The organism is Stutzerimonas sp. (assembly GCF_982611455.1).
The window spans coordinates 52,699-76,420 of the sequence record NZ_CEXBBO010000001.1 but is presented as its reverse complement, the minus strand read 5'-3'; the positions used below and the strand labels follow the sequence as shown (position 1 = coordinate 76,420).

The 23,722-nt window shown below is 62.3% G+C and carries 24 protein-coding genes; 20 read left to right on the top strand and 4 right to left on the bottom strand.

The window, feature by feature from the left end; translation table 11 throughout:
• The first annotated feature begins 219 nt into the window (after positions 1–219).
• The 6 genes from AC2LD7_RS00390 to AC2LD7_RS00365 all read left to right on the top strand — a co-directional run bounded on the left by AC2LD7_RS00390 (position 220) and on the right by AC2LD7_RS00365 (position 7,059).
• Positions 220–1,083 carry a YicC/YloC family endoribonuclease gene (locus AC2LD7_RS00390; protein ID WP_484595878.1) on the top strand — a complete coding sequence of 288 codons (864 nt, stop codon included), beginning with the start codon at positions 220–222 and terminating at the stop codon, positions 1,081–1,083.
• A gap of 82 nt (positions 1,084–1,165) precedes the next feature.
• Positions 1,166–1,786 (top strand): guanylate kinase, encoded by a 621-nt coding sequence (gmk, locus tag AC2LD7_RS00385; RefSeq protein ID WP_484595877.1) that lies wholly within the window; start codon positions 1,166–1,168, stop codon positions 1,784–1,786.
• A 194-nt stretch (positions 1,787–1,980) separates the two neighbouring features.
• Positions 1,981–2,244, top strand: coding sequence for a DNA-directed RNA polymerase subunit omega (rpoZ, locus tag AC2LD7_RS00380; protein WP_025240123.1), 264 nt, complete (start codon positions 1,981–1,983; stop codon positions 2,242–2,244).
• A gap of 60 nt (positions 2,245–2,304) precedes the next feature.
• The gene (gene spoT / locus AC2LD7_RS00375; RefSeq protein WP_484595876.1) at positions 2,305–4,413 is read left to right on the top strand and encodes a bifunctional GTP diphosphokinase/guanosine-3',5'-bis pyrophosphate 3'-pyrophosphohydrolase; all 2,109 of its coding nucleotides are present in this window, start codon (positions 2,305–2,307) and stop codon (positions 4,411–4,413) included.
• 103 nt (positions 4,414–4,516) lie between these two features.
• Positions 4,517–4,897: a RidA family protein gene (locus AC2LD7_RS00370; protein WP_484595875.1), complete on the top strand. Its 381-nt coding sequence runs from the start codon at positions 4,517–4,519 to the stop codon at positions 4,895–4,897.
• 53 nt (positions 4,898–4,950) lie between these two features.
• Complete coding sequence (locus AC2LD7_RS00365; RefSeq protein WP_484595874.1) at positions 4,951–7,059, top strand: CHASE2 domain-containing protein; 2,109 nt, start codon at positions 4,951–4,953, stop codon at positions 7,057–7,059.
• Positions 7,060–7,065: 6 nt separating this feature from the next.
• Here the strand turns inward: AC2LD7_RS00365 and AC2LD7_RS00360 are convergent, their stop codons facing one another.
• From AC2LD7_RS00360 to AC2LD7_RS00350, 3 genes are all read right to left on the bottom strand, one after another.
• Positions 7,066–7,659 carry an OmpA family protein gene (locus AC2LD7_RS00360; RefSeq protein ID WP_484595873.1) on the bottom strand — a complete coding sequence of 198 codons (594 nt, stop codon included), beginning with the start codon at positions 7,657–7,659 and terminating at the stop codon, positions 7,066–7,068.
• Positions 7,660–7,664: 5 nt separating this feature from the next.
• Positions 7,665–8,141, bottom strand: coding sequence for a FecR family protein (locus AC2LD7_RS00355; RefSeq protein WP_484595872.1), 477 nt, complete (start codon positions 8,139–8,141; stop codon positions 7,665–7,667).
• A gap of 228 nt (positions 8,142–8,369) precedes the next feature.
• Entirely contained in the window at positions 8,370–8,573 is a 204-nt protein-coding gene (locus AC2LD7_RS00350) for a hypothetical protein (protein ID WP_484595871.1), read from the bottom strand.
• Between the two features lie 462 nt (positions 8,574–9,035).
• On the opposite strand from AC2LD7_RS00350, the gene AC2LD7_RS00345 reads away from it, so the two are divergent.
• The 13 genes from AC2LD7_RS00345 (at position 9,036) to apbC (ending at position 20,302) form a co-directional block, all read left to right on the top strand.
• Positions 9,036–10,406, top strand: coding sequence for an ABC transporter substrate-binding protein (locus AC2LD7_RS00345; protein ID WP_484595870.1), 1,371 nt, complete (start codon positions 9,036–9,038; stop codon positions 10,404–10,406).
• 54 nt (positions 10,407–10,460) lie between these two features.
• On the top strand, positions 10,461–11,381 hold the full coding sequence (locus AC2LD7_RS00340; RefSeq protein WP_484595869.1) for an ABC transporter permease: 921 nt from the start codon (positions 10,461–10,463) through the stop codon (positions 11,379–11,381).
• Positions 11,378–12,250, top strand: coding sequence for an ABC transporter ATP-binding protein (locus AC2LD7_RS00335; protein ID WP_484595868.1), 873 nt, complete (start codon positions 11,378–11,380; stop codon positions 12,248–12,250). The genes AC2LD7_RS00340 and AC2LD7_RS00335 overlap by 4 nt, the downstream gene beginning before the upstream one ends.
• Before the next feature lie 71 nt (positions 12,251–12,321).
• Entirely contained in the window at positions 12,322–13,065 is a 744-nt protein-coding gene (locus tag AC2LD7_RS00330) for a GntR family transcriptional regulator (protein ID WP_484595867.1), read from the top strand.
• 8 nt (positions 13,066–13,073) lie between these two features.
• A complete protein-coding gene (locus AC2LD7_RS00325; protein ID WP_484595866.1) occupies positions 13,074–14,810 on the top strand; it encodes a fumarate reductase/succinate dehydrogenase flavoprotein subunit in 1,737 nt (578 codons plus the stop codon).
• A gap of 116 nt (positions 14,811–14,926) precedes the next feature.
• Positions 14,927–15,160: a 4Fe-4S dicluster domain-containing protein gene (locus AC2LD7_RS00320; RefSeq protein WP_484595865.1), complete on the top strand. Its 234-nt coding sequence runs from the start codon at positions 14,927–14,929 to the stop codon at positions 15,158–15,160.
• A 10-nt stretch (positions 15,161–15,170) separates the two neighbouring features.
• Positions 15,171–16,130 (top strand): HEAT repeat domain-containing protein, encoded by a 960-nt coding sequence (locus AC2LD7_RS00315; RefSeq protein WP_484595864.1) that lies wholly within the window; start codon positions 15,171–15,173, stop codon positions 16,128–16,130.
• A gap of 320 nt (positions 16,131–16,450) precedes the next feature.
• The gene (fdxA, locus tag AC2LD7_RS00310) at positions 16,451–16,774 is read left to right on the top strand and encodes a ferredoxin FdxA (protein ID WP_484595863.1); all 324 of its coding nucleotides are present in this window, start codon (positions 16,451–16,453) and stop codon (positions 16,772–16,774) included.
• 3 nt (positions 16,775–16,777) lie between these two features.
• A complete protein-coding gene (locus AC2LD7_RS00305) occupies positions 16,778–16,972 on the top strand; it encodes a hypothetical protein (RefSeq protein ID WP_484595862.1) in 195 nt (64 codons plus the stop codon).
• Positions 16,973–16,982: 10 nt separating this feature from the next.
• Positions 16,983–17,294 carry a gamma-butyrobetaine hydroxylase-like domain-containing protein gene (locus AC2LD7_RS00300; RefSeq protein WP_484595861.1) on the top strand — a complete coding sequence of 104 codons (312 nt, stop codon included), beginning with the start codon at positions 16,983–16,985 and terminating at the stop codon, positions 17,292–17,294.
• Complete coding sequence (locus tag AC2LD7_RS00295; RefSeq protein WP_484595860.1) at positions 17,291–18,298, top strand: YeiH family protein; 1,008 nt, start codon at positions 17,291–17,293, stop codon at positions 18,296–18,298. Before AC2LD7_RS00300 ends, AC2LD7_RS00295 begins: the two co-directional genes overlap by 4 nt.
• 46 nt (positions 18,299–18,344) lie before the next feature.
• Positions 18,345–19,121, top strand: a complete 777-nt coding sequence (locus AC2LD7_RS00290) for a ferredoxin--NADP reductase (RefSeq protein ID WP_484595859.1) — start codon at positions 18,345–18,347, stop codon at positions 19,119–19,121.
• 80 nt (positions 19,122–19,201) lie between these two features.
• Positions 19,202–20,302, top strand: a complete 1,101-nt coding sequence (gene apbC / locus AC2LD7_RS00285) for an iron-sulfur cluster carrier protein ApbC (RefSeq protein ID WP_484595858.1) — start codon at positions 19,202–19,204, stop codon at positions 20,300–20,302.
• A 58-nt stretch (positions 20,303–20,360) separates the two neighbouring features.
• On the opposite strand, the gene AC2LD7_RS00280 is transcribed toward apbC, so the two are convergent.
• The gene (locus tag AC2LD7_RS00280; RefSeq protein ID WP_484595857.1) at positions 20,361–21,122 is read right to left on the bottom strand and encodes a substrate-binding periplasmic protein; all 762 of its coding nucleotides are present in this window, start codon (positions 21,120–21,122) and stop codon (positions 20,361–20,363) included.
• Between the two features lie 576 nt (positions 21,123–21,698).
• On the opposite strand from AC2LD7_RS00280, the gene AC2LD7_RS00275 reads away from it, so the two are divergent.
• Entirely contained in the window at positions 21,699–23,666 is a 1,968-nt protein-coding gene (locus AC2LD7_RS00275; protein ID WP_484595856.1) for an AAA family ATPase, read from the top strand.
• Positions 23,667–23,722 lie beyond the last annotated feature (56 nt).

Below are 23,722 nucleotides of genomic sequence, written 5' to 3'. Positions count from 1 at the left end.
TTTCCTACTTCATGGATTCTGGTGCCGGCATTATAGGAGGCTTTGGTGCAGAATTACGCGGCCAGTCGGCCGATGGACAAAAGCGCTGGAGGCAAAAAGCCATACAAGCACCGGGGGGCTGGCCATCGCGTTGTTTTTCGTCGTCCGACCTCGAGCACCTTTCGCGTCTTTTTGATTTACAATCCGTCGCCTTTCGCCATCGCACCGAGGGGTTACCCAATGATCCACAGCATGACCGCCTTCGCACGCGCCGAGCAGGCCGGCGACCACGGCACCCTCAGCTGGGAAATCCGCTCGGTGAACCACCGCTATCTGGAGCCGCACCTGCGCCTGCCGGAAGCCTTCCGCGACCTTGAGGGTGCTGTCCGAGAGGCACTGCGAAAAGGATTGTCGCGTGGCAAGATCGAATGCACGCTGCGATTTGCCGAAGACGTCGCAGGCCGCTCGATGCAGGTGGACAGTCAGCGGGCCAGCCAGCTGATTACCGCAGCGGAAAGTGTCGCCGCCTTGATCAAGCAACCAGCGCCACTCAACCCATTGGAAATACTGGCCTGGCCGGGCGTACTGGTAGGTGACTCGGTCGATCCCCAAGCGCTCAACAGCGCGGCTTTAACGTTGTTCCACAGGGTACTGGAGGAGCTGAAGAATGGCCGCCAGCGCGAGGGCGAAGAACTGGCTCGGCTGATCAGCGAGCGCCTCGATGCAATCACCGAGGAAACCGCCACGCTTCGCTCTCAGGTGCCGCAAATGCTCGCCGCACAGCGGCAGAAGGTGCTCGACCGCTGCGCCGAGATGCGCGTGGACTTGGATCCGCAACGTCTCGAGCAGGAGATGGTAATGCTGGCGCAGAAGAGCGACGTCGCCGAGGAATTGGATCGCCTGACGACACACGTGAGCGAGGTGCGCCGGGTACTGAAGTCCGGCGGCGCCGCCGGTCGTCGTCTGGATTTCCTCATGCAGGAGCTCAATCGCGAGGCCAATACCCTCGGATCCAAAGCGTTCGATACGCGTAGCACCCAGGCGGCGGTAAACCTCAAGGTGCTCATCGAACAGATGCGCGAACAGGTCCAGAACATCGAATAGCAACGACGCTTGGCGCTATATGACGGATCGGCCTCGAACCGCAGCCGCCAAGCCTACATTCAGTAACCGTTCAGAGAATCACATGTCAGCCTCCACCGGTACGCTCTACATCGTTTCCGCTCCTTCCGGCGCCGGCAAGACCAGCCTGGTCAAGGCCCTGCTCGATGCGCAACCGCAGACCCGGGTCTCGGTCTCGCATACGACCCGCCCCATGCGCCCGGGCGAGGTGGATGGCGTCAACTACCACTTTGTCGACCACGCAGAATTCCTCGAGCGGCTGGGGCACGGCGAATTCCTCGAACACGCCGAGGTGTTTGGCAACCTCTACGGCACATCGCAGCGCTGGCTCGAACAGAACCTGAAAGATGGCTATGACCTGATTCTGGAAATCGACTGGCAGGGCGCCCAGCAAGTCCGTCGGCTGATGCCGCAGGCCAAATCTATTTTCATTCTGCCGCCCACTCAGGAAGCGCTGCGCCAGCGCCTGACCAACCGGGGCCAGGACAGTGACGAGGTGATCCAGAAGCGCATGCGCGAGGCGGTCAGCGAAATGACCCATTACGTCGAATACGATTACTTGGTGATCAACGACGACTTTGCCCACGCGTTGATCGACCTGCAGGCGATTTTCCGCGCCAATCAGCTGCTGCAAGGCGCTCAGCAGCAGCGATTCGATGGGTTGCTTAAACAGTTGCTGGCTTAAAGCTGGAAGCCAACGTAGGCGATATGCTCATGACGTCCTATGAAGGGGCCCGATCTACCGTGAGCTTTTCCTTCTAGCTTCCTGCTTCCAGCTGCTTTTCACTTTTACTGCTTCCCTATTGGCTGGTGATTTTTTAGACTATTCCGTCCGCTCGCCCATTTGGGCATGCTTTACCGCTATTGATGAGGAACACCATGGCCCGCGTTACCGTTGAAGACTGTCTGGACAACGTAGATAACCGCTTCGAGCTGGTCATGCTCGCCACCAAGCGCTCGCGTCAGCTGGCCACGGGCGGCAAAGAGCCCAAGGTAGCTTGGGAAAATGACAAGCCGACTGTAGTTGCCCTGCGTGAAATTGCATCCGGCCTGGTGGATTATGACGTGATCGCACAAGACGACATCGTCGACGATGAGCCGCTGTTCGTGCAGTACGAGGAAGAGTCCAACGAGGCCCTCTAACTAAATGCCAGGTCGAGGTCGAACTGCAGATACAGCGCCCCGCCGGCAAGGAGCAACACTTTGCCAGCCATAGACGCCCTTGCCGATCGCCTATCGACCTACCTCGGCGCCGACCAGGTCAATCAGGTGCGCCGTGCCTATTTCTACGCCGAGCAGGCCCATGACGGCCAGCGCCGGCGTAGCGGTGAAGCTTACGTCACCCACCCCCTCGCGGTAGCCAACATCCTCGCCGACATGCACATGGATCATCAGAGCCTGATGGCCGCGATGCTGCATGACGTCATCGAGGACACCGGCATCGCCAAGGAAGCGCTCACCGCGCAGTTCGGCGAGACGGTCGCCGAACTGGTGGACGGGGTCAGCAAGCTGACCCAGATGAAGTTCGAGACCAAGGCCGAAGCGCAGGCAGAGAACTTCCAGAAAATGGCCATGGCCATGGCACGCGACATCCGCGTGATCTTGGTCAAGCTTGCCGACCGCCTGCACAACATGCGCACGCTTGAGGTATTGGCCGGCGAAAAGCGTCGCCGCATTGCCAAGGAAACCCTGGAAATCTACGCCCCCATCGCCAATCGCCTGGGCATGCATGCGATGCGCGTGGAATTCGAGGACCTTGGATTCAAGGCGATGCACCCGATGCGCTCGGAACGCATCCGCGCGGCGGTCCGTCGCGCGCGTGGCAACCGCAACGAAATCGTCGATAAGATCGAGCAGTCGCTGATTCACTGCCTCGAGCGCGAAAGCCTCGAAGGTGAGGTGGTGGGCCGCGAGAAGCACCTGTTCAGTATCTATAAAAAGATGCGCGGCAAGCGCAAGGCGTTCAACGAGATCATGGACGTCTATGCCTTTCGCATCGTGGTCGACAAAGTCGACACTTGCTACCGCGTGCTCGGCGCAGTGCACAGTCTCTACAAACCACTTCCCGGTCGTTTCAAGGACTACATCGCGATTCCCAAAGCGAACGGCTACCAGTCGCTGCATACGACACTGTTCGGCATGCATGGCGTGCCCATCGAGATCCAGATTCGCACCCGCGAAATGGAAGAGATGGCCAATAACGGCATCGCAGCGCACTGGCTGTACAAATCCGATGACGAAGAAGCGTCCAAAGGCACCCATGCGCGCGCGCGGCAATGGGTCAAGGGCGTATTGGAGCTGCAGGAGCGCGCCGGCAATTCGCTGGAATTCATCGAGAGCGTGAAGATCGATCTGTTCCCGGACGAGGTCTACGTCTTCACGCCCAAGGGCAGCATCATGGAGCTGCCAAAAGGCTCGACCGCGGTGGACTTCGCTTATGCAGTGCACACCGACGTCGGCAACACCTGCATCGCCTGCCGCGTCAACCGACGCCTGGCGCCGCTGTCGCAGGCACTGGAAAGCGGCTGCACCGTGGAGATCGTCACTGCTCCCGGAGCGCGACCGAATCCCGCCTGGCTTAATTTCGTGGTCACCGGCAAAGCGCGAACCCATATTCGCCACGCGCTGAAGCTGCAACGCCGCTCGGAGTCGATCAATCTTGGCGAGCGCCTGTTGAACAAGGTACTCACCGGCTTCGAAACCAGCCTAGAGAAGGTCTCCCAGGAGCGTATCAGGGCGGTGCTCAACGAATATCACATGGAAGTCGTCGAAGACCTGCTTGAGGACATCGGCCTGGGCAACCGCATGGCTTACGTGATCGCGCGACGCCTGCTGGCCAGCGAAGGCGAGCAAGCGCCAAGCGCCGAGGGTCCGCTAGCCATCCGAGGCACCGAGGGCCTGGTACTCAACTACGCAAAATGCTGCACGCCGATTCCGGGCGATCCGATCGTCGGTCACCTTTCCGCCGGTAAAGGTGTAGTGGTGCATCTGGATACCTGCCGGAACATCAGCGAAGTCCGCCACAACCCGGACAAGTGCATCCAGCTGTCCTGGTCCAAGGACGTTACCGGAGAGTTCAACGTTGAACTGCGCGTCGAGTTGGAACACCAGCGGGGCCTGATCGCCCTGCTCGCCGGCAGCGTCAACGCCGCTGACGGCAACATCGAGAAGATCGGCATGGACGAGCGCGACGGCCGCATCAGCGTCGTTCAGCTGGTGGTCAGCGTGCATGACCGCGTCCATCTGGCCCGTGTGATCAAGAAGCTGCGCGCAATCAAAGGCGTCATGCGCATCACGCGGATGAAAGCCTAAAAGCCAAGAAGAGCGCTGGAGGCTCGAAGCTGGACGAAAGACGCGTATTCGTTCAGCCTTCAGCCTCCCAGCGCTTTTATCGTCTTCTAAACGGAGTTTTACCATGCCCCGCACCGTCATCAATACCGACAACGCGCCCGCTGCCATTGGCACCTACTCTCAGGCGATCAAAGCCGGCAACACCGTCTACATGTCCGGACAGATCCCCCTCGACCCGAAGACGATGGAGTTGGTAGAAGGCTTCGAAGCGCAGACCGTGCAGGTGTTCGAGAACCTCAAGGCCGTCGCCGAAGCCGCTGGCGGTTCGCTGAAAGACATCGTCAAACTGAACATCTTTCTCACTGACCTGGGCAACTTCGCCACGGTCAACGAAGTCATGAGCCGCTATTTCCAACAGCCCTACCCCGCCCGCGCCGCGATCGGCATCGCCGCGCTGCCGAAGGCGGCACAGGTGGAAATGGACGCCATCATGGTGCTCGAGTGAACCGCGACCGCTCAGCCTAACCGCCACCCGACCGGTTGCAGGGAGCGCGACTGATGGCACCGCCCAACGTTCTGGCGCCGCGTCTGATTATTGCCCTGGCCGGATTGTTGGCCGCTTGTGCGCTGTATCTGGCCGAACCGCTGATGCTGCAAACCTTGCGCAACAGCCTGTTCGATCAATACCAGCGCTGGCAGCCGCGACCCGCACCTACGCAAACCCCGGTTCGGGTGGTAGATATCGACGAGACCAGCCTTGCGCGCCTCGGCCAATGGCCCTGGCCCCGCGACCTGCTCGCAGAACTGCTGGATCGCCTGCGCCAGGCCGGCGCCACAGTGGTCGTGTTCGATGTGCTCTTCGCCGAACCGGACCGCAGCTCTGCGCAACAGTTGCTTAAACAGCTGCAACTACCTCCCCATCTGGCCGCACAAGCCGCAACCCTGCCGGATCACGATCAGCTGTTCGCCGCTGCGCTCGAACGGCAACCCAGCGTTCTCGGCTTCGCGGCCACTCGCTCGCACTCGCAGGCAACCCCCTTGAGCCGCTTCGGTGTGCAGCTTCGCGCGGATGCCGAAACACCCGATTTCCCCACCTACACAGGAACCACCAACGCACTATCTCTGCTCGAAGCAGCCGCAGTTGGCAGCGGTGCCATGACCTTCCAGCCGGACGCAGACGGCGTGGTGCGTCGTGTGCCATTGATGATCCGTGTCGGTGCGCATCTGCTGCCCTCGCTGACGGCCGAAGCGCTGCGGGTCTATCTTGACCAGAGCCTGTACCGTGTCAAAACGGCGATGAGTGGATCGGTCGAGCAGGTCGGTATCGGCCAGTTGCCGCTACCGACCAACCGCAGAGGCGAGTTCTGGGTGCATTACCGCGCCGACATGAGCGCGCAGAGTCTGCCAGCCTGGCGGTTGTTAGAAGCCCCACCAGACGGTCAGTTAGAAGGCAGCATCGTGCTGATTGGAAGCTCCGCCCAAGGTCTGCAGGACCTGCGTTTCAGCCCGCTCGGCGGGATGGTACCCGGCGTTCAAGTGCATGCTCAGGCCATCGAACAGGCCCTGACCGGCACACCGCTGCAACGCCCCTTCTGGGCCAGCCCGGTCGAGGCTCTCGTCTTGTTACTTGCCGGATTGCTGCTCTGCGGCATAGCCCTGAATACCGCTGCGTTTACCGGCGCCTGGATCGCCGTGGGATTGCTGGCCACGCTGCATGCTGGCGCCTGGTGGGCCTATTCGCGCTACGGATTACTGTTCGACGCGCTCACGCCTTCGATCGGCCTGGCGCTGACTTACCTTGGCGCCAGCCTTGCGCGGCACCGCGCGAGTGAGCACCAACAACGCTGGATTCGCAGCGCCTTCTCCCGCTACATCTCGCCTAACCTGGTCGAACATCTGGTGCGCCATCCCGGGCAACTGCAACTCGGCGGCGAGCGCCGTTGCTGCAGCTTCGTCTTCACCGACATCACCGATTTCACCACTCTGATGGAGCGTCAATCACCGGAACACGTGGTCGGCATGCTCAACGAATATCTGGAAGGCGTCATCCAAATCGCCTTCCGTCATGAAGGCACCCTCGAGCGCATTGTTGGCGATGGCATGGCAATCCTCTTCTCGGCCCCCCTGATACAGGCCGATCACCCAGTCCGCGCACTGGCCTGCGCATTGGAGATCCGCCGTTTCACCCAGGCCCACACGGCCGCCCAGAACGCCGCGGGCATCGCCTTGGGGCGCACCCGCATCGGTGTGCACAGCGGTGAAGTCGTGGTCGGCAATTTTGGCGGCGCCACCCTGTTCGACTACCGCGCGCTGGGCGACGCGGTGAATACCGCCGCGCGGCTGGAAGGGTTGAACCGCTACCTGGGTACGGAGCTTTGCGTATCGGAGACGATCCGCGCGGGCAATCCAAACGCGCCAATGCGAGCGATCGGCAACGTCGTGCTCAAAGGCAAGGAGCAGCCGGTCCGTCTCTACGAACCCTGCGAAACGAATCCAGATAATGCCTACGACGCCGCCTACGCCCTTCTCGCGGATGAGCATCCGGATGCCGTCGAGGCGTTCAAAACGCTGCACGCCCAGCGGCCGGATGACGCATTAATCAACTACCAGCTGCAGCGCTTGCTCGACGGCCAGCGCGGCGAAAGCATCCTGATGACCGAGAAATGAAGCCGATCAGCGCACGCTGACCTCGACCCGGCGGTTACGCGGCTCGGATACGCCGTCGCGCGTCTTGATCAACAGGTTGCGCTCACCATGCGAAGACACGGTCAGATCGATCAGCTCGACTGCACGGTTCCTCAGCATATCGGCAACCGCCTGGGCTCTGATCAAGCCCAGCTGCTCGTTCCAGCCCGGACCACTGAGCGTATCGGTATGACCGATAACCGAGACAGCGGACGGACCGCGCAGACGGATCGCCTCGATGACCTGTTCGATGGCCCGCTGCGATTCCTCGGTCAGTTCCGCACTGCCGAGCTTGAAATACAGCTGGAAGCGTTGGGGCAGCGACGGCTGGGCGGCCAGTGCCGCGGAGAAGTCATGGGCGATGCGCAGCTCGCCGACATGGAACGGCCCCGAGCCGAGTGCTCTGGTACCGATGGCCAAGCCCTGATGCTTGCGATCAAGTCGTGTCTGGCCTTTGGCATCTTCCACCAGCACCGCGCCGGTGGTGCCGTCCGGGCTTTCCAGCAGCACCACGTAATCACCCGTTACGCAACCCGACAGCAGCAGGAAGAGACACAGCAGTGCGCATGAGTTTCGCAACATCCGCCTCACTCGCCGACCTTCACCAGGAAATGCGTACCGCGCACGCCGATGGTGCCGGTGGGGGTTTTCAGCTCGACCGCTTCGGGCTTGAGCTTGGCGATGACGCCGGAGATGAAGTTCAGCGTACCGCGGCTGATGCGTGCACTCAGCCTTAGTTCTTCGCGCGCAGGTTCGAATTGATATTCATCGAGCGTGAATTCGCTGTTGGGACCGAAGGACATCACCGTGTTATCGCTGAGAGTGACGCCCATCGAGCCTTGCGCGCCGGTTCGTAGCACCGCGCCGAGCACCACCGCCTGACCGGCGCGTGCATCGATGGTCTGCCCGCGACTGGTGACGGTCGCCTCACCCTGCACTTTCATGATGTAGCCGATCGGATCAAGGAGCGCTTGCGCCTGGCTCACCAGAGGCAGGGCCAATAAGCCGGCGATCAATAAAGGTCGGGCGCCTTTAAGCGCGGCAAGAAGATTCCCGTACATCATCGTTCCAGTCTCCGTAGCAAACCATCAGCCTTTTCGATCGCCGTCCGAAGCCAGCGCTCAGGTCGGCAGGCCGACTTCTACCGTCGTGCCGTCAGGCTTCGCCGCAGAATGCAGGATGACCTTCAGCAAATACAAGCATGGCTACGAGACCTGCGCCTCAGAGCGGCCACTTGGCCGCGGCCGTTCTGCTGTCAGACCGGCTGATTCGACTATGCAGAAGCGAACGATTCAGTTGACCGCGCGCACGCCGCGGTCCCACAGCGCCTGGTCGTTGAGCTGGCAAGTATCGACATAGCGCGGCACGCCACTGATCTCTTCGAGCTCGGTCATGCCGGCGAGCTGACTGACGATGCGATAGCGCTTGCCGGCGGCCTTGTCTTGCAGGGGGTAAAGCGCCGCGATCTGCTGCGCCAACTCGGTAAGGGTGGACATGGTGCGGGTACTGCTCTGGATGCGGAGGACAGGCTATTTACTACGGATCGCAAATAATTTCGCGCGATGGCCGACGCCTAGCAGGCCACTCATCGGAACGCCCTGTTTTCACCTCGATTTCGTGGCGCAGGCGGAATTTATCGCCGCCCGCGCAACGACCGGGCGGCCACTCCGGCATCAGCCAACCCGTGCGCGCGGCTCCCATACTCCGAGTTGTTCCACTTGTTCTAAGCGCGTCATCTACCGCTGCGCCGCCTTGGGACCGTCCCGAGGAATACGCACCATCGACGAGCGCGCAAAGCGTACACGCAGCGTTTACCAGTCCATCTGTCTCACAGCGAAAACTACTCTAAAAACAACTGGATAGGTTCATTCCGTCGCGTTCTGGCACAGCCGGTGCAACTTCAAAGACAGGCGTTATGCCCTGTTAGTACAAGTTGCTCAACCGACAAGGTGAAGACAATGAACAACCGGAATAGCCTGTTTGCCACCTCACTTTTTGGATCGTTTCTGTTGTTCAGCGGCCAAGCCTCGGCGGAGACGATCCGTATTGGCATTGGCCACCAGAGCATGGTCACTAACACCGTTTCCGGTGGCGTCGTGCTGGAAAAGCTCGGCCTGCTGGACCAGTACTTGCCCACGACCGGCCAATACAAGGATGCGGACTACCAGATCGAATTCCGTGACTATGATTCCGGCCCGCCGATTACTAACCAGATGCTCGCCGGCAAGCTCGACTTCGGCGTCATGGGCGACTATCCGCTGATCGTCAACGGCGCCAAGTTCCAGGCCACCGGCAAACAGCAAACGCGGTTCATCGCGGTCACCGGCTACAACCTCAAGGGCACCGGCAACGGCATCGTGGTGCCGGCGGTTTCGTCCGTGCAGAGTCTTCAGGATCTGGCCGGCAAAAGCCTGTCCACACCCGTTGGCAGTGCCGCCTGGGGCATGACGCTCAAGGTGCTTCGCGACGCCGGCCTGCCGGACAAGGTCACCCTGGTCAATCAGAGCCCGCCTGTCGGTGCGGCCAACATCGCCGCTGGCAAGATCGACGCCCATGCCGATTTTTGCCCCTGGTCGGAAATCATGGAATTCCGCGGCACCGGACGAAAAATCTATGACGGCAGTGAGGCCGGCATCCCAACCTTCCACGGCATCGTGGTGCGTGAGGAATTCGCACAGCAATACCCAGAGGTCGTGGAAGGCGTGCTGAAAGCCACGCTCGCCGCGCAGAAGTGGATCAGCGAAGACCCGATGCGCGCCGCCACCCGAGTGGCCGAGTGGACCGGCGTCGACAAGGAAGTGCTCTACCTCTATTTCAGCGACGGTGGCATCTCGACCATGGAAGCCAGCATCAAGCCGCAGTGGGTCAAGGCGATGCAGTACGACCACGCGCTGCTGCAGAAGGAAATGCAGATTCCTGACCTCGATTTCGCCGCCTGGATCGACGACTCCTATCTGAAGAAGGCCTACGCCGCGTCGAACCTCGACTACGACGCGATGGTGCAAAGCGTGGTCAGTCCCGCCCCACGGGCGCCTGGTCGCAAGCCTGCCGAGATCTGGTTCGCTGAGAAAGGCATCGTTGCCTATGACGACACCGCCGAGATGCTCTCCGCCCAGGCGAAGGCCAAGGCCGACGGCGCCGCGATCAACGCCACCTACGTCTACGACAACCTCACCGGTTTGAAGCTGTTCGGCAAGACGGCCTACCTGATCAAGGACCCCAGCGGTGAAGTGCTCGCGTTCATGAAGAAAAGCGATTCCGAGCGGCATATCGCCGAAAGCGGCGGCGTACCGCTGGGCGCCGCACAACCGGTCGCGATGTTGCCCTGATCCGCTCGCATGCGCCGCAGAGCGCAAAACAAACCTGAGCCGAGGAGCGTAGCCATGAGTGTCAAGCCGAACCCCGTGTTCGATTCCGCCACGCCAGTGTCCGTAGCAGTTGCGGCACCCGCGCTGGAAGTTGCAGCCGCGCCCAGTCCATCCGCTGCGCCAGACGCGCCTATTACAAACCGGCCGCGACGGCGCCTGCCGAAAATGACCGGCCGCTACATGGTGCGCGTCGCTGCACTATTGATGGCACTGGTGATCTGGCATTTCGCAGCCAGTAGCGGTTTCAACTTCTTCATTAATTTCGAGAACGTGCCGGCGCCGCTGCTGGTGGGCCAGACACTGGTGGCTCAGCTGTCCAGCTCGGAGTTCTACCTGCACATCGCCTACAGCATGGAACGGATCGCCATCGCCTACGCCTATGCCGTGGTGCTGGGCGTGCTGACCGGGGTAATGATCGGACGCTCGCGCTGGGCGGAGGACATCATCCTGCCGTATATCGAGCTGTTCCGGCCGATTCCGGCAGTGGCCTGGATTCCCCTGGCGATCCTGATGTTGCCCACCGAGCAGTCGAGCATCGTCTTCATCACCTTCCTCGGCGCCTTCTTTCCCATCGTGCTCAACACGGTGCACGGTGTGGAGCAAACGCCCGACGTACTGGTCCGCGCCGCCCGCAGTCTCGGCGCCAGCAAGAAAGCAATCCTCTGGCACGTAGTGATCCCCGGCGCCATGCCGAGCATCGTCGCCGGGTTGGCGATCGGCATGGGCGTGGCCTGGTTCTCGCTGCTGGCCGGCGAAATCATCAGCGGCCAGTACGGCATCGGCTACTTCACATGGACGTCATACACGCTGGTCAAGTACCCGGAAATCATCATCGGCATGCTCACCATCGGCGGCCTCGGCACCCTGTGCACGCTGCTGGTACGCAAGGCCTGCAACCCGCTGCTGCACTGGCAGGCCAAAGGAGGTCGGCCATGAACAGCGCCGTTCAGGACAGCCGCCTCGCCGTACTCGACCACAGCCGGCTACGTGCAAAGACCAACGCCAAGAGCGACGGTCGCGGCCACATCAGCGTGCGCAACCTGCACATCGAGTTCGACCACAACGGCGGCAAGCGCGCCGCTGTTCAGGATGCTCAGCTGGAGATCCGCCCCGGTGAGTTCGTCTGCCTGCTCGGGCCGTCCGGCTGCGGCAAGTCGACCTTGCTCAACGCCATGGCCGGCTTCGTCAATCCGACTCGCGGCGAGCTGACCATCGACGGTAAAGCGGTCAACACGCCGAGCCCGGATCGCGGCATGGTGTTCCAGCAGCATTCGCTGTTTCCCTGGAAAACCGTGCGCGACAACGTCGCCTTCGGCCCGCTGATGGCCGGTGCGTCGCGCAACGAGGCCTGCAGCGTGGCGCGCACCTTTCTTTCGCTGGTCGGCCTCGCGGCCTTTGAGGATGCCTACCCCGGCACGCTGTCCGGCGGCATGCAGCAACGCGTCGGCATCGCCCGCGCGCTGGCCAACTACCCCAGCGTGTTGCTGATGGACGAGCCCTTTGGCGCGCTGGATGCGCAGACGCGAATCATGATGCAGGAGAACCTGCTGGAGATCTGGCGCGAGTTCAAGAACACCGTGGTGTTCGTCACGCACGACATCGACGAGGCGGTGTTCCTCTCCGACCGCATCGTGGTGATGAGCGCTAGCCCCGGCCGGATCATCGCCGACATAAAGGTTTCGCTGCCCCGGCCGCGCGAACAGAGCCTACTCACCAGCGCCGCGTTCATGGACTACAAGCGCCAGTGCCTGGATCTGATCCGTCAGGAAACCTTGCGCGCCTTCCAGCAGCAGAACGGAGGCTGAGCCATGGCCAACCCACGCATATTTGCGCCCACGCTCGACATGACCTGTCATGACAGGCTGGAGCGCCTGCAATGAAAGGCAGCGGGTCACTCGCTCCGGGACAGTCGCCGCTGCCGCTGTACGTGCAGATCCGCGACAACCTGCGGCGCAAGATTCTCGAGGGCAGCTACGTAATCCATGAGCGTCTGCCTTCGGAAAACGAGCTGATGAACGCCTTCGGCGTCAGCCGCATCACCATTCGCCAGGCGCTGCGCGACCTGCATAACGAGGGCTTGGTGTTCAGTGCCCAGGGTAAAGGCACTTACGTCAGCAAGCCCAAGGCTGTGCAGAACGTGCAGCGTCTGCAGGGTTTCGGCGAGGCCATGGCTGCCCAGGGCTATGAAGCCACCGCGCGGCTGCTGTCGATTCAGGAGCGCAAGCCGCCCAAGGCCGTGGTCGCCGCGCTGCATCTGCTGGCAGGCGAAGAGGTGGTCGAGGTCAAGCGCGTGCGCTACCTCAACCGCGAAGCCGTCTGCGTCGAGAACAGTTACTTCCCCCTCGACATCGGCCGGCGGCTGTTCGGCCTGGACCTGTCCGGCGACATCTTCCCGCTACTGGAAAACGCCTTCGGCATCGCGCTGGGGCGCGCCGACATCAGCCTCGACGCCACCCTGGCCGATGAGGAACACCAGCATTACCTGGCCCTCAAGCCGGGCGAACCCATCCTGCGCGTCGAGCGGCTGACGCACGACCGCGCCGGCCGCCCCATCGACTTCGAATACCTCTGCTACCGCGGCGACGCATTCAAATACCAGTTCCGAGTGGATCGGAAATAGGAGGCAACATGACCACTATCAACGGCATCCCAGTCATCGACACCGACGTACTGGTCATCGGCGGCGGCACCGCCGGCCCCATGGCCGCCGTGACCGTCAAAGAGCAGGACCCGACCCTCAAAGTCATCCTGCTGGAGAAGGCCAACGTCAAACGCTCCGGCGCCATCTCCATGGGCATGGACGGGCTCAACAATGCCGTGGTCCCCGGCCACGCCACGCCGGAGCAGTACGTTAAGGAAATCACCATCGCCAATGACGGCATCGTTCACCAGCCGGCGCTGATGGCCTACGCCACGCGTTCCTTTCCGATGATCGAGAAGCTCGACTCGTGGGGCGTGCATTTTCAGAAGGATGAAACCGGCGACTACGACATGAAGAAGGTGCATCACCTGGGCACCTACGTGCTGCCGATGCCCGAAGGCCACAACGTCAAGAAAATCCTCTATCGCCGCCTGCGCCGCGTGCGGGTGGAGATCGAGAACCGCTTCCAGGCCACCCGCCTGCTGAAGGACCCGGACGGCAACATCGCCGGCATGATCGGGGTGAACACCCGCACCGCTGAACCCATCATCATCCGCGCCAAGGCGGTAATCATGGCCACTGGCGCCGCCGGGCGCATCGGCCTGCCGAACTCCGGCTACCTGTTCGGCACCTACGAAAACCCGGCCAACTGCGGCGATGGTCACGCCATGGCGTACCACGTCGGTGCCGACCTGGTGAACCTGGAGTGCTTCCAGGTCAACCCGCTGCTCAAGGACTACAACGGCCCGGCCTGCGCCTATGTCACCGGCCCGCTCGGCGGCTTCACCGCCAACGCCTACGGCGAGCGCTTCATCGAGTGCGACTACTGGTCCGGGCAGATGATGCTGGAGTTCTTCAAGGAACTGGAATCCGGCACCGGCCCTGTGTTCCTCAAGCTCGATCACCTGGCCGAGGAAACCATCCAGGAAATCGAGACCGTCCTGCACACCAATGAACGCCCGACACGCGGCCGCTTCCACGAAGGCCGTCAAGTCGACTACCGCCAGCGCATGGTGGAAATGCACATCTCCGAGATCGGCTTCTGCTCCGGTCACTCGGCCTCGGGCGTCTGGACCGACGAGACTGGCGCGACCACCGTGCCTGGCCTCTATGGTGCCGGCGACATGGCCTCGGTGGCGCACAACTACATGCTTGGCGCCTTCGTCTACGGACAGATCTGCGGAGAAAGCGCCGCCGCCTTCGTCAAGGATCGAAGCGAGCCGCAGCTCGACGAAGCCTTTATCGCCGCCGAGCTGGCGCGCATCCAGGCGCCACTGCTGGTCAAGGACGGTATTCCGCCCGAGCAGATGGAATACAAGGTGCGCCGCCTGGTGAATGACTACCTGCAGCCGCCGAAGGTGACCAAGAAGATGGAGATCGGCCTGGAGCGGATCATGGCCGTTCGCAACGACCTGCACATGCTGTCCGCCGCCGATCCTCACGAGCTGCTCCGCGCTCTGGAAGTGCAGTCGATCATCGATTGCGCCGAGATGGCCGCACGCGCCTCGCTGTACCGCACCGAATCGCGTTGGGGCCTGTACCACTACCGCGTCGACTTTCCCGAGCAGGACAACGCGGAGTGGTTCTACCACAGCCGCCTGTTCAAGGACGCTAACGGCCAGATGGCCCACGGCAAACGCCCGGTCGCCGACTACGTCGTCCCGCTGGGCGAAGAGAAAGATGCCTACAGCAAGCTACGGGTGAAACGCGCCGCGAATGCCTGACCCGTAGGGCCGAATTCACTCGGCCAAAACCTGATGCCAAACGGGCGAATGAATTCGCCCCTACAGCGAAGCGGGTCGTCCCGAACCCCGCTCGACTGGAACCGAGGAGATACACCATGCCCGTAGCCAACCACCGCTCTGCCGTCCCGGTTGTCGTGGACGAAGACAAATGCATCGCCGAGAAGGGCTGCCGCGTCTGCATCGACGTCTGCCCGTTGGACGTCCTGTGGATCAACCCGGACACCGGCAAGGCCCACATGAAATACGACGAATGCTGGTACTGCATGCCCTGCGAGACCGACTGCCCGACCGATGCGGTCACGGTGAACATTCCCTACCTGCTGCGCTGAGGAGCCGCTGATGAAGACCTATGACGATCCCATGCTGCAGCAGATTGCCGTAAACCTGGCGTCCGAAGATCCCGGCATTCGCCGCGTCGCCGTACTGGAGCTGGTCGATTGCGGCGAGCCGGAAGCCGCCGAGTTGCTGATCCTGGCACTCAACGACGCAGACCCTGCGGTGCGCCAGGAAGCTGCCAAGGTGGTCGATGAATTCGACGCGGTGGACATCGCCGACGCGCTGATCGCCGCCCTGCAGGACAGCAACGAGGTGGTGCGCAACGCTGCCGCCCATGCGCTGGCCGATCTGAAAGACCCGGCCGCCGCCATGCCGCTGCTCGAAGCGCTGGAAGGCACCGACGACCCCTTTGTCGTGGCCGGCATCCTGCGGGCGGTCAAACCGCTGCGCAACCCGGCGGCCCAGGCCCCGGCGCTGCAGCGCATGCAGGCCGAAGACCCCGGCGTGCGCCGCGAAGCAGTGGCGGTGATCGGCTGGCTCAAGCAGACCGAAAACCTGCCCGCGCTGATGGAGCGCGCCGGGCACGACGAGGACGCCGAAGTCCGCCGTGCCGCCACCGGCGCGCTGGTGTACGCCACGCCCGAGCAGGTCGGCCCGACGCTGGTCAGCCTGCTGCATGACGCGCATTGGCAAGTGCGCGTCGAAGCGGCAGTCAGCATCGGCAAGCTCAATTACCAGGCGGCCCTGCAGCCTTTGGTCGAGGCCACGCATGACAGCTTCTGGCAGGTCCGCGAAAAAGCCGTGGATGCCCTCGGCAAGCTCGGCTCCGTCGGCGCCATCCCGGCGCTCGGCATCTGCGCGCGCGATCCCATGAGCAACTTGCGCAAAGCCGCCATTGGCGCGCTCGGGGCCATTGGTCATCACGATGGCCGCCCCTTCGTCGAAGCCGCCATGGACGACCCGGACCCGGACGTCCGCAAGCTGGCGCGATGGGCCATGTCGAAACTCGACGCCGCCGCCTGAGATCAGCGCTGTGCTTCCGCCCCCTCTTCCCTCTGGGGAGAGGGCTGGGGTGAGGGGCAAGACGCACCAGAGGAGCCAATGACAAGACGTAGGGCGGCGAGCAATTCGCCGATCGGTATTGCCGTCGAGCACGTTCGGCGGGCTGAAGCCCGCCCTACAGATTTGGCGCGTTAAGCAATTTACAGATTCGACGTGGCGGTGCGGGGCCTACCAAAGGGCCGCCCTGCACCGCCGTCGAGATCCGCGCCGCTCCTACCCCCTCTCCCTTCCGGGGAGAGGGCTGGGGTGAGGGGGCTAGGCGCACCAGAGGAGCCAATGACATGACTTATGTAGTGACCGAAAACTGTATCCGCTGCAAGTACACCGACTGCGTCGAAGTCTGCCCGGCGGACTGCTTCCATGAAGGGCCGAACTTCCTGGTGATCAACCCGGAGACCTGCATCGACTGCAGCCTCTGCGCACCGGAATGCCCGGCCGACGCGATCTTCGCCGGCAACGCGCTGCCCGCCGACCAGACCCATTTCATCGAACTCAACGCTGAACTGGCCGAAGTCTGGCCGGTGATCACCCAGACCAACAGCCCGCTAGCCGAGGCCGACACCTGGGTCGATCAGGGCGACAAGCTGCAGTTCCTGGAGCGCTGAGGCATGCCCGAACTTGTCATGACGAGTTGCTTTCGCTGCGCCCTGCTAGCGCTAGTGATCGGCAGTGCTGCCCTGACCGGCAGCGCACGGCCAGTCGAGAGCCTGAGCCATTTCGTCAGAACGCCGGAAACACCCGCACTGATCGTTCCGGACGGCTTCCCACCGCGCCTGCCTGCCCCCTTCTTTCTGATTGGTTGAGGAGTTGTCCATGACTACCCAGACCCTGATCGCTCCGCCCACGGAGATCCGCCTGCGCAAGGCGCAAAAGATGCTCGAAGTCCTCTGGCCTGACGGCGTGCGCAGCCAATTGAGTTGCCTCGCGCTGCGCAAATCCTGCGCTTGCTCGATGTGCGCCCAGGCGCAGCAGCGCGGCAGCCTGTCACTGATCGATGCGGATGTCGGTGTCGATCGGCTGGAAGTCTCCGGCATCAGCGGCGTGCAGTTCCACTTCAGCGATGGTCACTACCGTGGCCTGTATCCCTGGGCCTATCTGCGCGAACTGGGCGAGCGCCTGCAATGAACACGCGCACCCAGCAACTGCTCGCCCCGCCCTTCGCGACACTGCGCCGGCTCTATCCTGGGGCCGCGCTGTGCGCGGTACTGGCGCTGGCGGGCAGTTTTCTCGCAGAACACTATTCGGCGCCGGCGCTGATGTTGGTCCTGCTGCTGGGCTTCGGTTTTTCCACCCAGGCAGCGGATACCCGGATGCAGGCCGGCGTGACCTTTTGCAGCCGCCACATTCTGCGCATCGGCGTAGCGCTGCTGGGCGCGCGTATCGGCGTGGAGCAATTGCTCACCGTTGGCAGCCTGCCCGTGGTGATGGTGCTGACCAGCGTGCCGCTGGTAATCGGCTGCGCGCTGCTGCTGGGACGCTGGCTGGGCCTGCCGACCCTGCACAGCTTGGTTGCTGGCGTGGCGGTGGCGATATGCGGCGTGTCGGCGGCGATTGCCGTAGCGGCGGTGATTCCTGCCGGCAGGCTGGAGGACAGGCGATTGCTGGGTGTGGTCGTCGGCGTCACCGCGCTAGGCACGCTCTCGATGCTCGTCTACCCGCCGCTACTTAGCACCCTCGGTTACGACGAAATCGAAAGCGGCCTCTTGCTCGGCGCCAGCATTCACGACGTGGCGCAGGCGGCTGGCGCCGGGTATCTGGTTTCCGACAGCGCCGGCGATATCGCGACCCTGACCAAACTGTTGCGCGTGGCGCTCCTGGCGCCACTGGTCTTGCTGCTCGGCTTCCTACTGCGCCGGGGCGAATCCGGCACGGCCGAGTTCCCGCTGTTTCTCTTGGGTTTCCTCGCGCTGTTCGGCCTGAACAGCCTCGGCTGGCTGCCGGCCGGCCTGCGCGAAGGGCTGATCGCCGCGTCCAATGCCTGCCTGCTGGTGACCATGGCGGCGCTCGGCATGCGCACCACTCTGGGCGAGCTGCTTGCCCAAGGCTGGCGCCCGATGTTGCTGCTCGTACTGCTCAGCGGCGGCCTGCTGCTCAGCGCAATGGCGATGTTGGCGATGGCCTCGCCCTGACAATTTCTACTGCCTCGTTTCCGTATCCACTGTTGGAGGTTTTGCCATGGCTACACTCGGTACCGAAAGCGTTCTCAGCGTCCGTCACTGGAACGACACCCTGTTCAGTTTCACCACCACCCGCGACCCTGCGCTGCGTTTCGAGAACGGGCATTTCGTGATGATTGGCCTCGAAGTAGCAAGCAAACCACTCATGCGCGCCTACAGCATCGTCAGCGCCAATCACGACGAGCACCTGGAATTTCTCAGCATCAAGGTCCCGGACGGCCCGCTGACGTCACGCCTGCAGCACCTGAAAGTCGGCGACCCGATCATCGTCAGCCGCAAGCCGGTCGGCACACTGGTAATGCACGATCTGCGACCCGGCAAGCACCTCTATCTATTGGGCACCGGCACTGGCCTCGCGCCCTTCATGAGCATCGTCCGCGACCCCGAAGCTTATGAGCGCTTCGACAAAATCGTGCTGGTGCATTGCGTGCGTGAGGTGAGCGAACTGGCCTACCACGACTACCTGACCCACGAACTGCCGCAGCACGAATTCCTCGGTGATGAGGTGCGCGAGAAGCTCATTTACTACCCCACCGTCACCCGCGAGCCGTTCCGCAACCAGGGCCGCATCACCACCCTGGTGGAAACCGGCAAGCTCGCCACCGATATCGGCCTGCCGCCACTGAACAAGGACAGCGATCGGGTGATGCTCTGCGGCAGCCCGGCGATGCTCGACGCGCTGACCGGCATGCTCGATGCCATGGGCTTCGAGCCCTCGGCGCAGCAGGGCGAGCCCGGCGACTACGTGATCGAGCGCGCTTTCGTTGAAAAATAGCTGAGCTCTAGGCGCGAGCTTGCTCGCGCTCCTTCAAAAAGCCTGTACCCCCGCATGATCGAATTCGCCAGGAGCACGCCATGACCCTTCACCGCTTAGCGACATCCGACGTCGGGCTGCGCCAGCAGGCCGAGCAATCTCTGTCCCGGTGGATCGAACCCTGCCTCGGCTGTGACCTGCTCAGTGCCGGCGCCGTACGCGAACTGCGCGTCGACGGCTCGCAGCTGCATCTGAGCCTTGCTCTGGGCTTTCCGGTCGAGGGTTATCGGGACGCCTTGAGCCGGGCATTGAAGTCTTTGCTGCTGGCTCACACCCAGGCTACCGCCGTGGAGGTGGAAATCGACTGGTCCGTCAACGCCGCCTCGATCACTCACCAAACCCTGCCCGGCGTCAAACACCTGATCGCGGTCGCCTCGGGCAAGGGCGGCGTGGGCAAGTCCACTACCGCGACCAATCTCGCGCTCGCCCTGGCCGCCGATGGCGCGCGGGTCGGCATGCTCGACGCCGATCTCTACGGCCCGAGCCAGCCTCGTCTGCTCGGCCTCAGCGGCCTGCCGGACACTCGTGATGGAAAGATGCAGCCGATGCTCGGCCACGGCCTGCAATGCATGTCCATCGGCTTTCTCGTGGATGAAGAGGCGCCGGTGATCTGGCGCGGCCCGATGATCACCCAGGCGCTGACGCGGCTGCTGCAGGAAACCCACTGGCAGGAGCTGGACTATCTGATCGTCGACCTGCCGCCTGGCACGGGCGACATCCATCTGACGCTGGCGCAGAAGATGCCGGTCTCCGCCGCGCTGATTGTCACCACGCCGCAGGACTTGGCCCTGCTCGATGCGCGCAAAGGGCTACGCATGTTCGAGAAGGTCAACGTGCCGGTGCTTGGCATCATTGAGAACATGAGCCTGCATGTCTGTAGTCAGTGCGGGCATGAAGAGCACATCTTCGGCAGCGGCGGCGCGCGGCGCATGGCAGATCAATACGGCAGCGAGCTGCTCGGCGAATTGCCGCTGGACATGCGTATCCGCATTGGCGCCGATGACGGCCAGCCCATCGTCGTCAGCGATCCCAGCGGCAGCCTGGCGCAGGCCTACCTGACCATTGCCCGGAGGGCCTCGGCGCGGCTGTCCCTGCGTAGCAGCGAGACACAAGCAGCGCTGCCGAAGGTGATCGAGGCCTGAACCAACCCAGGGGCCAGCCAGACGGCTGACCCCTGGGCGGCGTGGACTTATTTCCGACTCAGTTGTTCATGTAGCGCTGCGTAGCCTTTTGCAGCAGTCCCTCTTGTTTCATCTGATCCAAGGTGCGCTGGAGCTTCTGGATGACCTCGTCGGGCGTTTCTTTATTCAGCGCCAGGTATAGGTCGACCCTGTTAAGGGTCAACGCAACCTCCAGAGCGCCGATGCCCGCTTGCATCGCTTCGTAATCGCCGGACGGATTGGTTGTCGCCCATAAGTCGAATTTGCCAGCCTTGAGTTTGTCCGGCGCCTTGATCAAGGAGTTATGAAGCTCAAACCCGCGATTGATCAAATACTGACTGCCAACGCTGCCGTCCTTCGACCCGATGCTGTACTTCTTCGCGTCGTCAAGATTGGCAAGCTGAATAGGGCTTCCAGGCATTTTCAACAGCACGATCTGGATTTCGCTCAGCGGGCCAACCCATTTGTATTTGGGCTCGCGCTCGGGCGTGCGGCTAAGGGAGAACACGGCGAACCCAGGCTTTTGCTCGGCTAATGTCTGCAAACGATTCCATGGAAAACGAAGCGTCATTTCATAGTCGATGCCTGCCCGTTTGAAGAGTTCGGCCACGACATCGGCATCGATGCCGTCAATCGACTCTTCTCTAGCGAAGTTCTTACCGTCGATGGCCATGCTGAAGGGTGGGAAGTTCTGCGTTAGCAGGTTGATTTTCACCTCGTCGCTGTTGGCGAAAGCGGAAGGTAAAAACGCGAGTAATAAAGCCAGCAGAACGAAGCTAAGATTTTTATCTTTTATAGGCACTTTCTAATCCCTAGTTTTCAATTTCGAAGCCCTTTCGAATCATGTCCTCGCCTTCTGGCGCAGCAATCCAGACAAATCCGGTGCGATTAATAGGGCTCCTGTGTTACCGATGCGTGTTGAGCTGTGTCAGCGGGCCAACTTTAGGCTGGATGGTCCGAGCCTGCACTTGGCAAATAAGAGCGCTTGAACTCAGGTCCCATAAAAAGCTTCACCGCTCCTTTTCATAAGCTTGATTTGAAAAATGAGCAGGCAGGTTTTGCCTGATAGCGCCCCTCCCGGCACGCTCCGGCAGTTCTCAACGCCTCCTACCGGGACATTTAGTTCTACGACCGAACGGTCATTCGTCGTAAACCCAGGCGCCATTCGTCGCGTTGCCCCTCGTATGGTGGCACTTGCCGTATTCTCGCCGGCTATCGGAGCTGAACGATCCGAACCGCAGTCCGGCATATAAATCGCATCCAACGAGCCCGTACTGCCAACGCCATACGATTGGCGTCGCGGGCTTCCCGCGTACAACAGTGGTCCGCCCCCAAGGCGGTTGTTTGTCGAACGTCGGGCTACCCGATTGGATGTGAAATGAAAACACCACGTCTGCTACAAGGTCGCCGCGGCCCTGTACTCTCCATTTTCCTGCTGCTGTTGATCGCCGCTGGCGTGACCTTCTGGCAACTCCAGCCTGCCGCGCCATCCACCCCTGCGACAGGCGCAGCTGCCGGCATGCTCGAAGCCCTGCAGGATTCCACCGATGCCTGGCAGGCCAACCGCCGCGATCTTTCCGTACTGATGGGCGATTTGCGTGGTTCGACTATCGCCAGCGCCGCGCTGGGCAAGGATGCGATCTATATCAGCCTGCACGACGGTCTGCGCTACTGGGTGCCGGACCAGTCCGGACGCGTGGCTCAGCTGCTGCTCGACCAGTACGCCAGCAGCGAAGGCCAGCTGTTCCCGCTGACGCTGTTCGAAACCGATGGCGAGGCGCCCTGGTATAAGGCTCTGGTGCCCTATGCGCCTTTCATCCTCCTGCTGGCCGGCGCGCTCAGCTATCTGGCCATCAAGAGCCAGACCTTCCAGATACAGCGCAAGGGCAGCGGCATCAGTTTCGATGACGTCGTCGGTGCCGGCGAAGCCAAGCAGGCACTGAGTGATGTCACCGCTTATTTGCGCGACCCCGCTGCCTACACGGCGCTGGGCGCCCGTCCGCCAAAGGGCGTTTTGCTGACCGGCGAGCCCGGCACCGGCAAGACCCAGCTGGCCAAGGCACTGGCCACCGAGTCCGACGCCAGCTTCATTCAGGTCACCGGCAGCGACTTTTCCTCGATGTACTTCGGCGTCGGCATCCAGAAGGTCAAGGCGCTGTTTCGCACCGCGCGTAAGCAGGCGCCGTGCATCATCTTCATCGACGAGATCGACGGCATCGGCAAGCGCGCCGAACAGCAGCGTTCCAGCGATGCCGAAAGCAACCGCATCATCAACCAGTTCCTCGCCGAGATGGACGGCTTCGACGGTGCCAGCGGCGTGCTGGTGCTGGGCGCGACCAACTTCCCCAACTCGCTGGACCCGGCATTGGTACGCGAAGGCCGCTTCGACCGCTCGATCGCCGTTGGCCTGCCGGGGCTCAACGACCGCGAGGCACTGTTCCGTCTCTATGCCGACAAGATCCGCGCCGAGCAGAATCTGGATTTCGCCCAGCTGGCACGCAACACCGTCGGCCTCACGCCAGCGGCTATCGCCTACATCGTCAACCATGCCGCCCTGCTCGCCGCACGTGACGCGGCGAAGACTGTGGTCATGGCGCACTTCATCGACGCCGTTGAAACCTGCCGCATCGGCGAACAGCCGTCGGGCGTCACGCCGATGTCGCCCAATGATCGCAAGCGCATCGCCGTGCACGAGGCCGGTCATGCGCTGGTGGCCGCCGAGCTCAAGGTCGGCAGAGTCGAGAAAGTCACCATTCTGCCGCGTGGCCAGGCACTGGGCGTAACGCTGGTAACACCCGTTGAAGACAAGCGCCTGCATATGGAATCGGAGCTGCGTCACCGCATCCAGATGCTGTTGGCCGGCCGGTGCGCCGAGCAGCTTTATTTCAATGAGGTGTCATCCGGTGCCGGCCAAGATTTGCAGGAGGCCTCGAAAATCGCCCTGTCGATGGTCGGCGCGCTGGGCATGGGCCCGAACGGCTCGCTATTGAGCCTGCAGGCCGTGCGCGATGCGCATATCGAGTTCGATTCCGGCGACTCGATTCGTGCCGCGGATAACTTGCTCAAGCAGCTCGACCGCGAATGCATGGCGCTGCTACAGCGACTCAAGCCGGCGCTGAACGAGATTGCCGAGCGCCTGCTGGCCGAGGAAACCGTGCCCGGCGAAGAGGTGCTGGCTGCTATTGAGCGCCTGCCCGAGCATCATCACGAGGCCAGCGTCAGCTCCATCATCGGCCATGCCATGAGCAGCATCGACCGCGTCGCGGCCAGCGCCATGGAACATGCCGAGCATTTCGAGCTGGCGCCGATAGAGCAGCCCGAGGACGACGGGCCGGGAATGGTCTAAGGCCTCACCCCGCCGTACGCTGCTGCGGCGGGTCTCGGTAACGTCTGCTGTCCGCA

Excerpts from the sequence above, each read along its gene's own strand:
- AC2LD7_RS00275 (WP_484595856.1), top strand. The coding sequence starts at position 21,699 with ATGAAAACACCACGTCTGCTACAAGGTCGCCGCGGCCCTGTACTCTCC.
- AC2LD7_RS00360 (WP_484595873.1), bottom strand. The coding sequence starts at position 7,659 with ATGTTGCGAAACTCATGCGCACTGCTGTGTCTCTTCCTGCTGCTGTCG.
- rpoZ (WP_025240123.1), top strand. The coding sequence starts at position 1,981 with ATGGCCCGCGTTACCGTTGAAGACTGTCTGGACAACGTAGATAACCGC.
- AC2LD7_RS00330 (WP_484595867.1), top strand. The coding sequence starts at position 12,322 with ATGAAAGGCAGCGGGTCACTCGCTCCGGGACAGTCGCCGCTGCCGCTG.
- AC2LD7_RS00290 (WP_484595859.1), top strand. The coding sequence starts at position 18,345 with ATGGCTACACTCGGTACCGAAAGCGTTCTCAGCGTCCGTCACTGGAAC.
- AC2LD7_RS00355 (WP_484595872.1), bottom strand. The coding sequence starts at position 8,141 with ATGATGTACGGGAATCTTCTTGCCGCGCTTAAAGGCGCCCGACCTTTA.
- AC2LD7_RS00365 (WP_484595874.1), top strand. The coding sequence starts at position 4,951 with ATGGCACCGCCCAACGTTCTGGCGCCGCGTCTGATTATTGCCCTGGCC.
- AC2LD7_RS00345 (WP_484595870.1), top strand. The coding sequence starts at position 9,036 with ATGAACAACCGGAATAGCCTGTTTGCCACCTCACTTTTTGGATCGTTT.
- AC2LD7_RS00295 (WP_484595860.1), top strand. The coding sequence starts at position 17,291 with ATGAACACGCGCACCCAGCAACTGCTCGCCCCGCCCTTCGCGACACTG.
- AC2LD7_RS00300 (WP_484595861.1), top strand. The coding sequence starts at position 16,983 with ATGACTACCCAGACCCTGATCGCTCCGCCCACGGAGATCCGCCTGCGC.
- AC2LD7_RS00340 (WP_484595869.1), top strand. The coding sequence starts at position 10,461 with ATGAGTGTCAAGCCGAACCCCGTGTTCGATTCCGCCACGCCAGTGTCC.
- apbC (WP_484595858.1), top strand. The coding sequence starts at position 19,202 with ATGACCCTTCACCGCTTAGCGACATCCGACGTCGGGCTGCGCCAGCAG.
- AC2LD7_RS00370 (WP_484595875.1), top strand. The coding sequence starts at position 4,517 with ATGCCCCGCACCGTCATCAATACCGACAACGCGCCCGCTGCCATTGGC.
- fdxA (WP_484595863.1), top strand. The coding sequence starts at position 16,451 with ATGACTTATGTAGTGACCGAAAACTGTATCCGCTGCAAGTACACCGAC.
- AC2LD7_RS00320 (WP_484595865.1), top strand. The coding sequence starts at position 14,927 with ATGCCCGTAGCCAACCACCGCTCTGCCGTCCCGGTTGTCGTGGACGAA.
- AC2LD7_RS00325 (WP_484595866.1), top strand. The coding sequence starts at position 13,074 with ATGACCACTATCAACGGCATCCCAGTCATCGACACCGACGTACTGGTC.
- gmk (WP_484595877.1), top strand. The coding sequence starts at position 1,166 with ATGTCAGCCTCCACCGGTACGCTCTACATCGTTTCCGCTCCTTCCGGC.
- AC2LD7_RS00305 (WP_484595862.1), top strand. The coding sequence starts at position 16,778 with ATGCCCGAACTTGTCATGACGAGTTGCTTTCGCTGCGCCCTGCTAGCG.
- AC2LD7_RS00315 (WP_484595864.1), top strand. The coding sequence starts at position 15,171 with ATGAAGACCTATGACGATCCCATGCTGCAGCAGATTGCCGTAAACCTG.
- AC2LD7_RS00350 (WP_484595871.1), bottom strand. The coding sequence starts at position 8,573 with ATGTCCACCCTTACCGAGTTGGCGCAGCAGATCGCGGCGCTTTACCCC.
- AC2LD7_RS00390 (WP_484595878.1), top strand. The coding sequence starts at position 220 with ATGATCCACAGCATGACCGCCTTCGCACGCGCCGAGCAGGCCGGCGAC.
- AC2LD7_RS00335 (WP_484595868.1), top strand. The coding sequence starts at position 11,378 with ATGAACAGCGCCGTTCAGGACAGCCGCCTCGCCGTACTCGACCACAGC.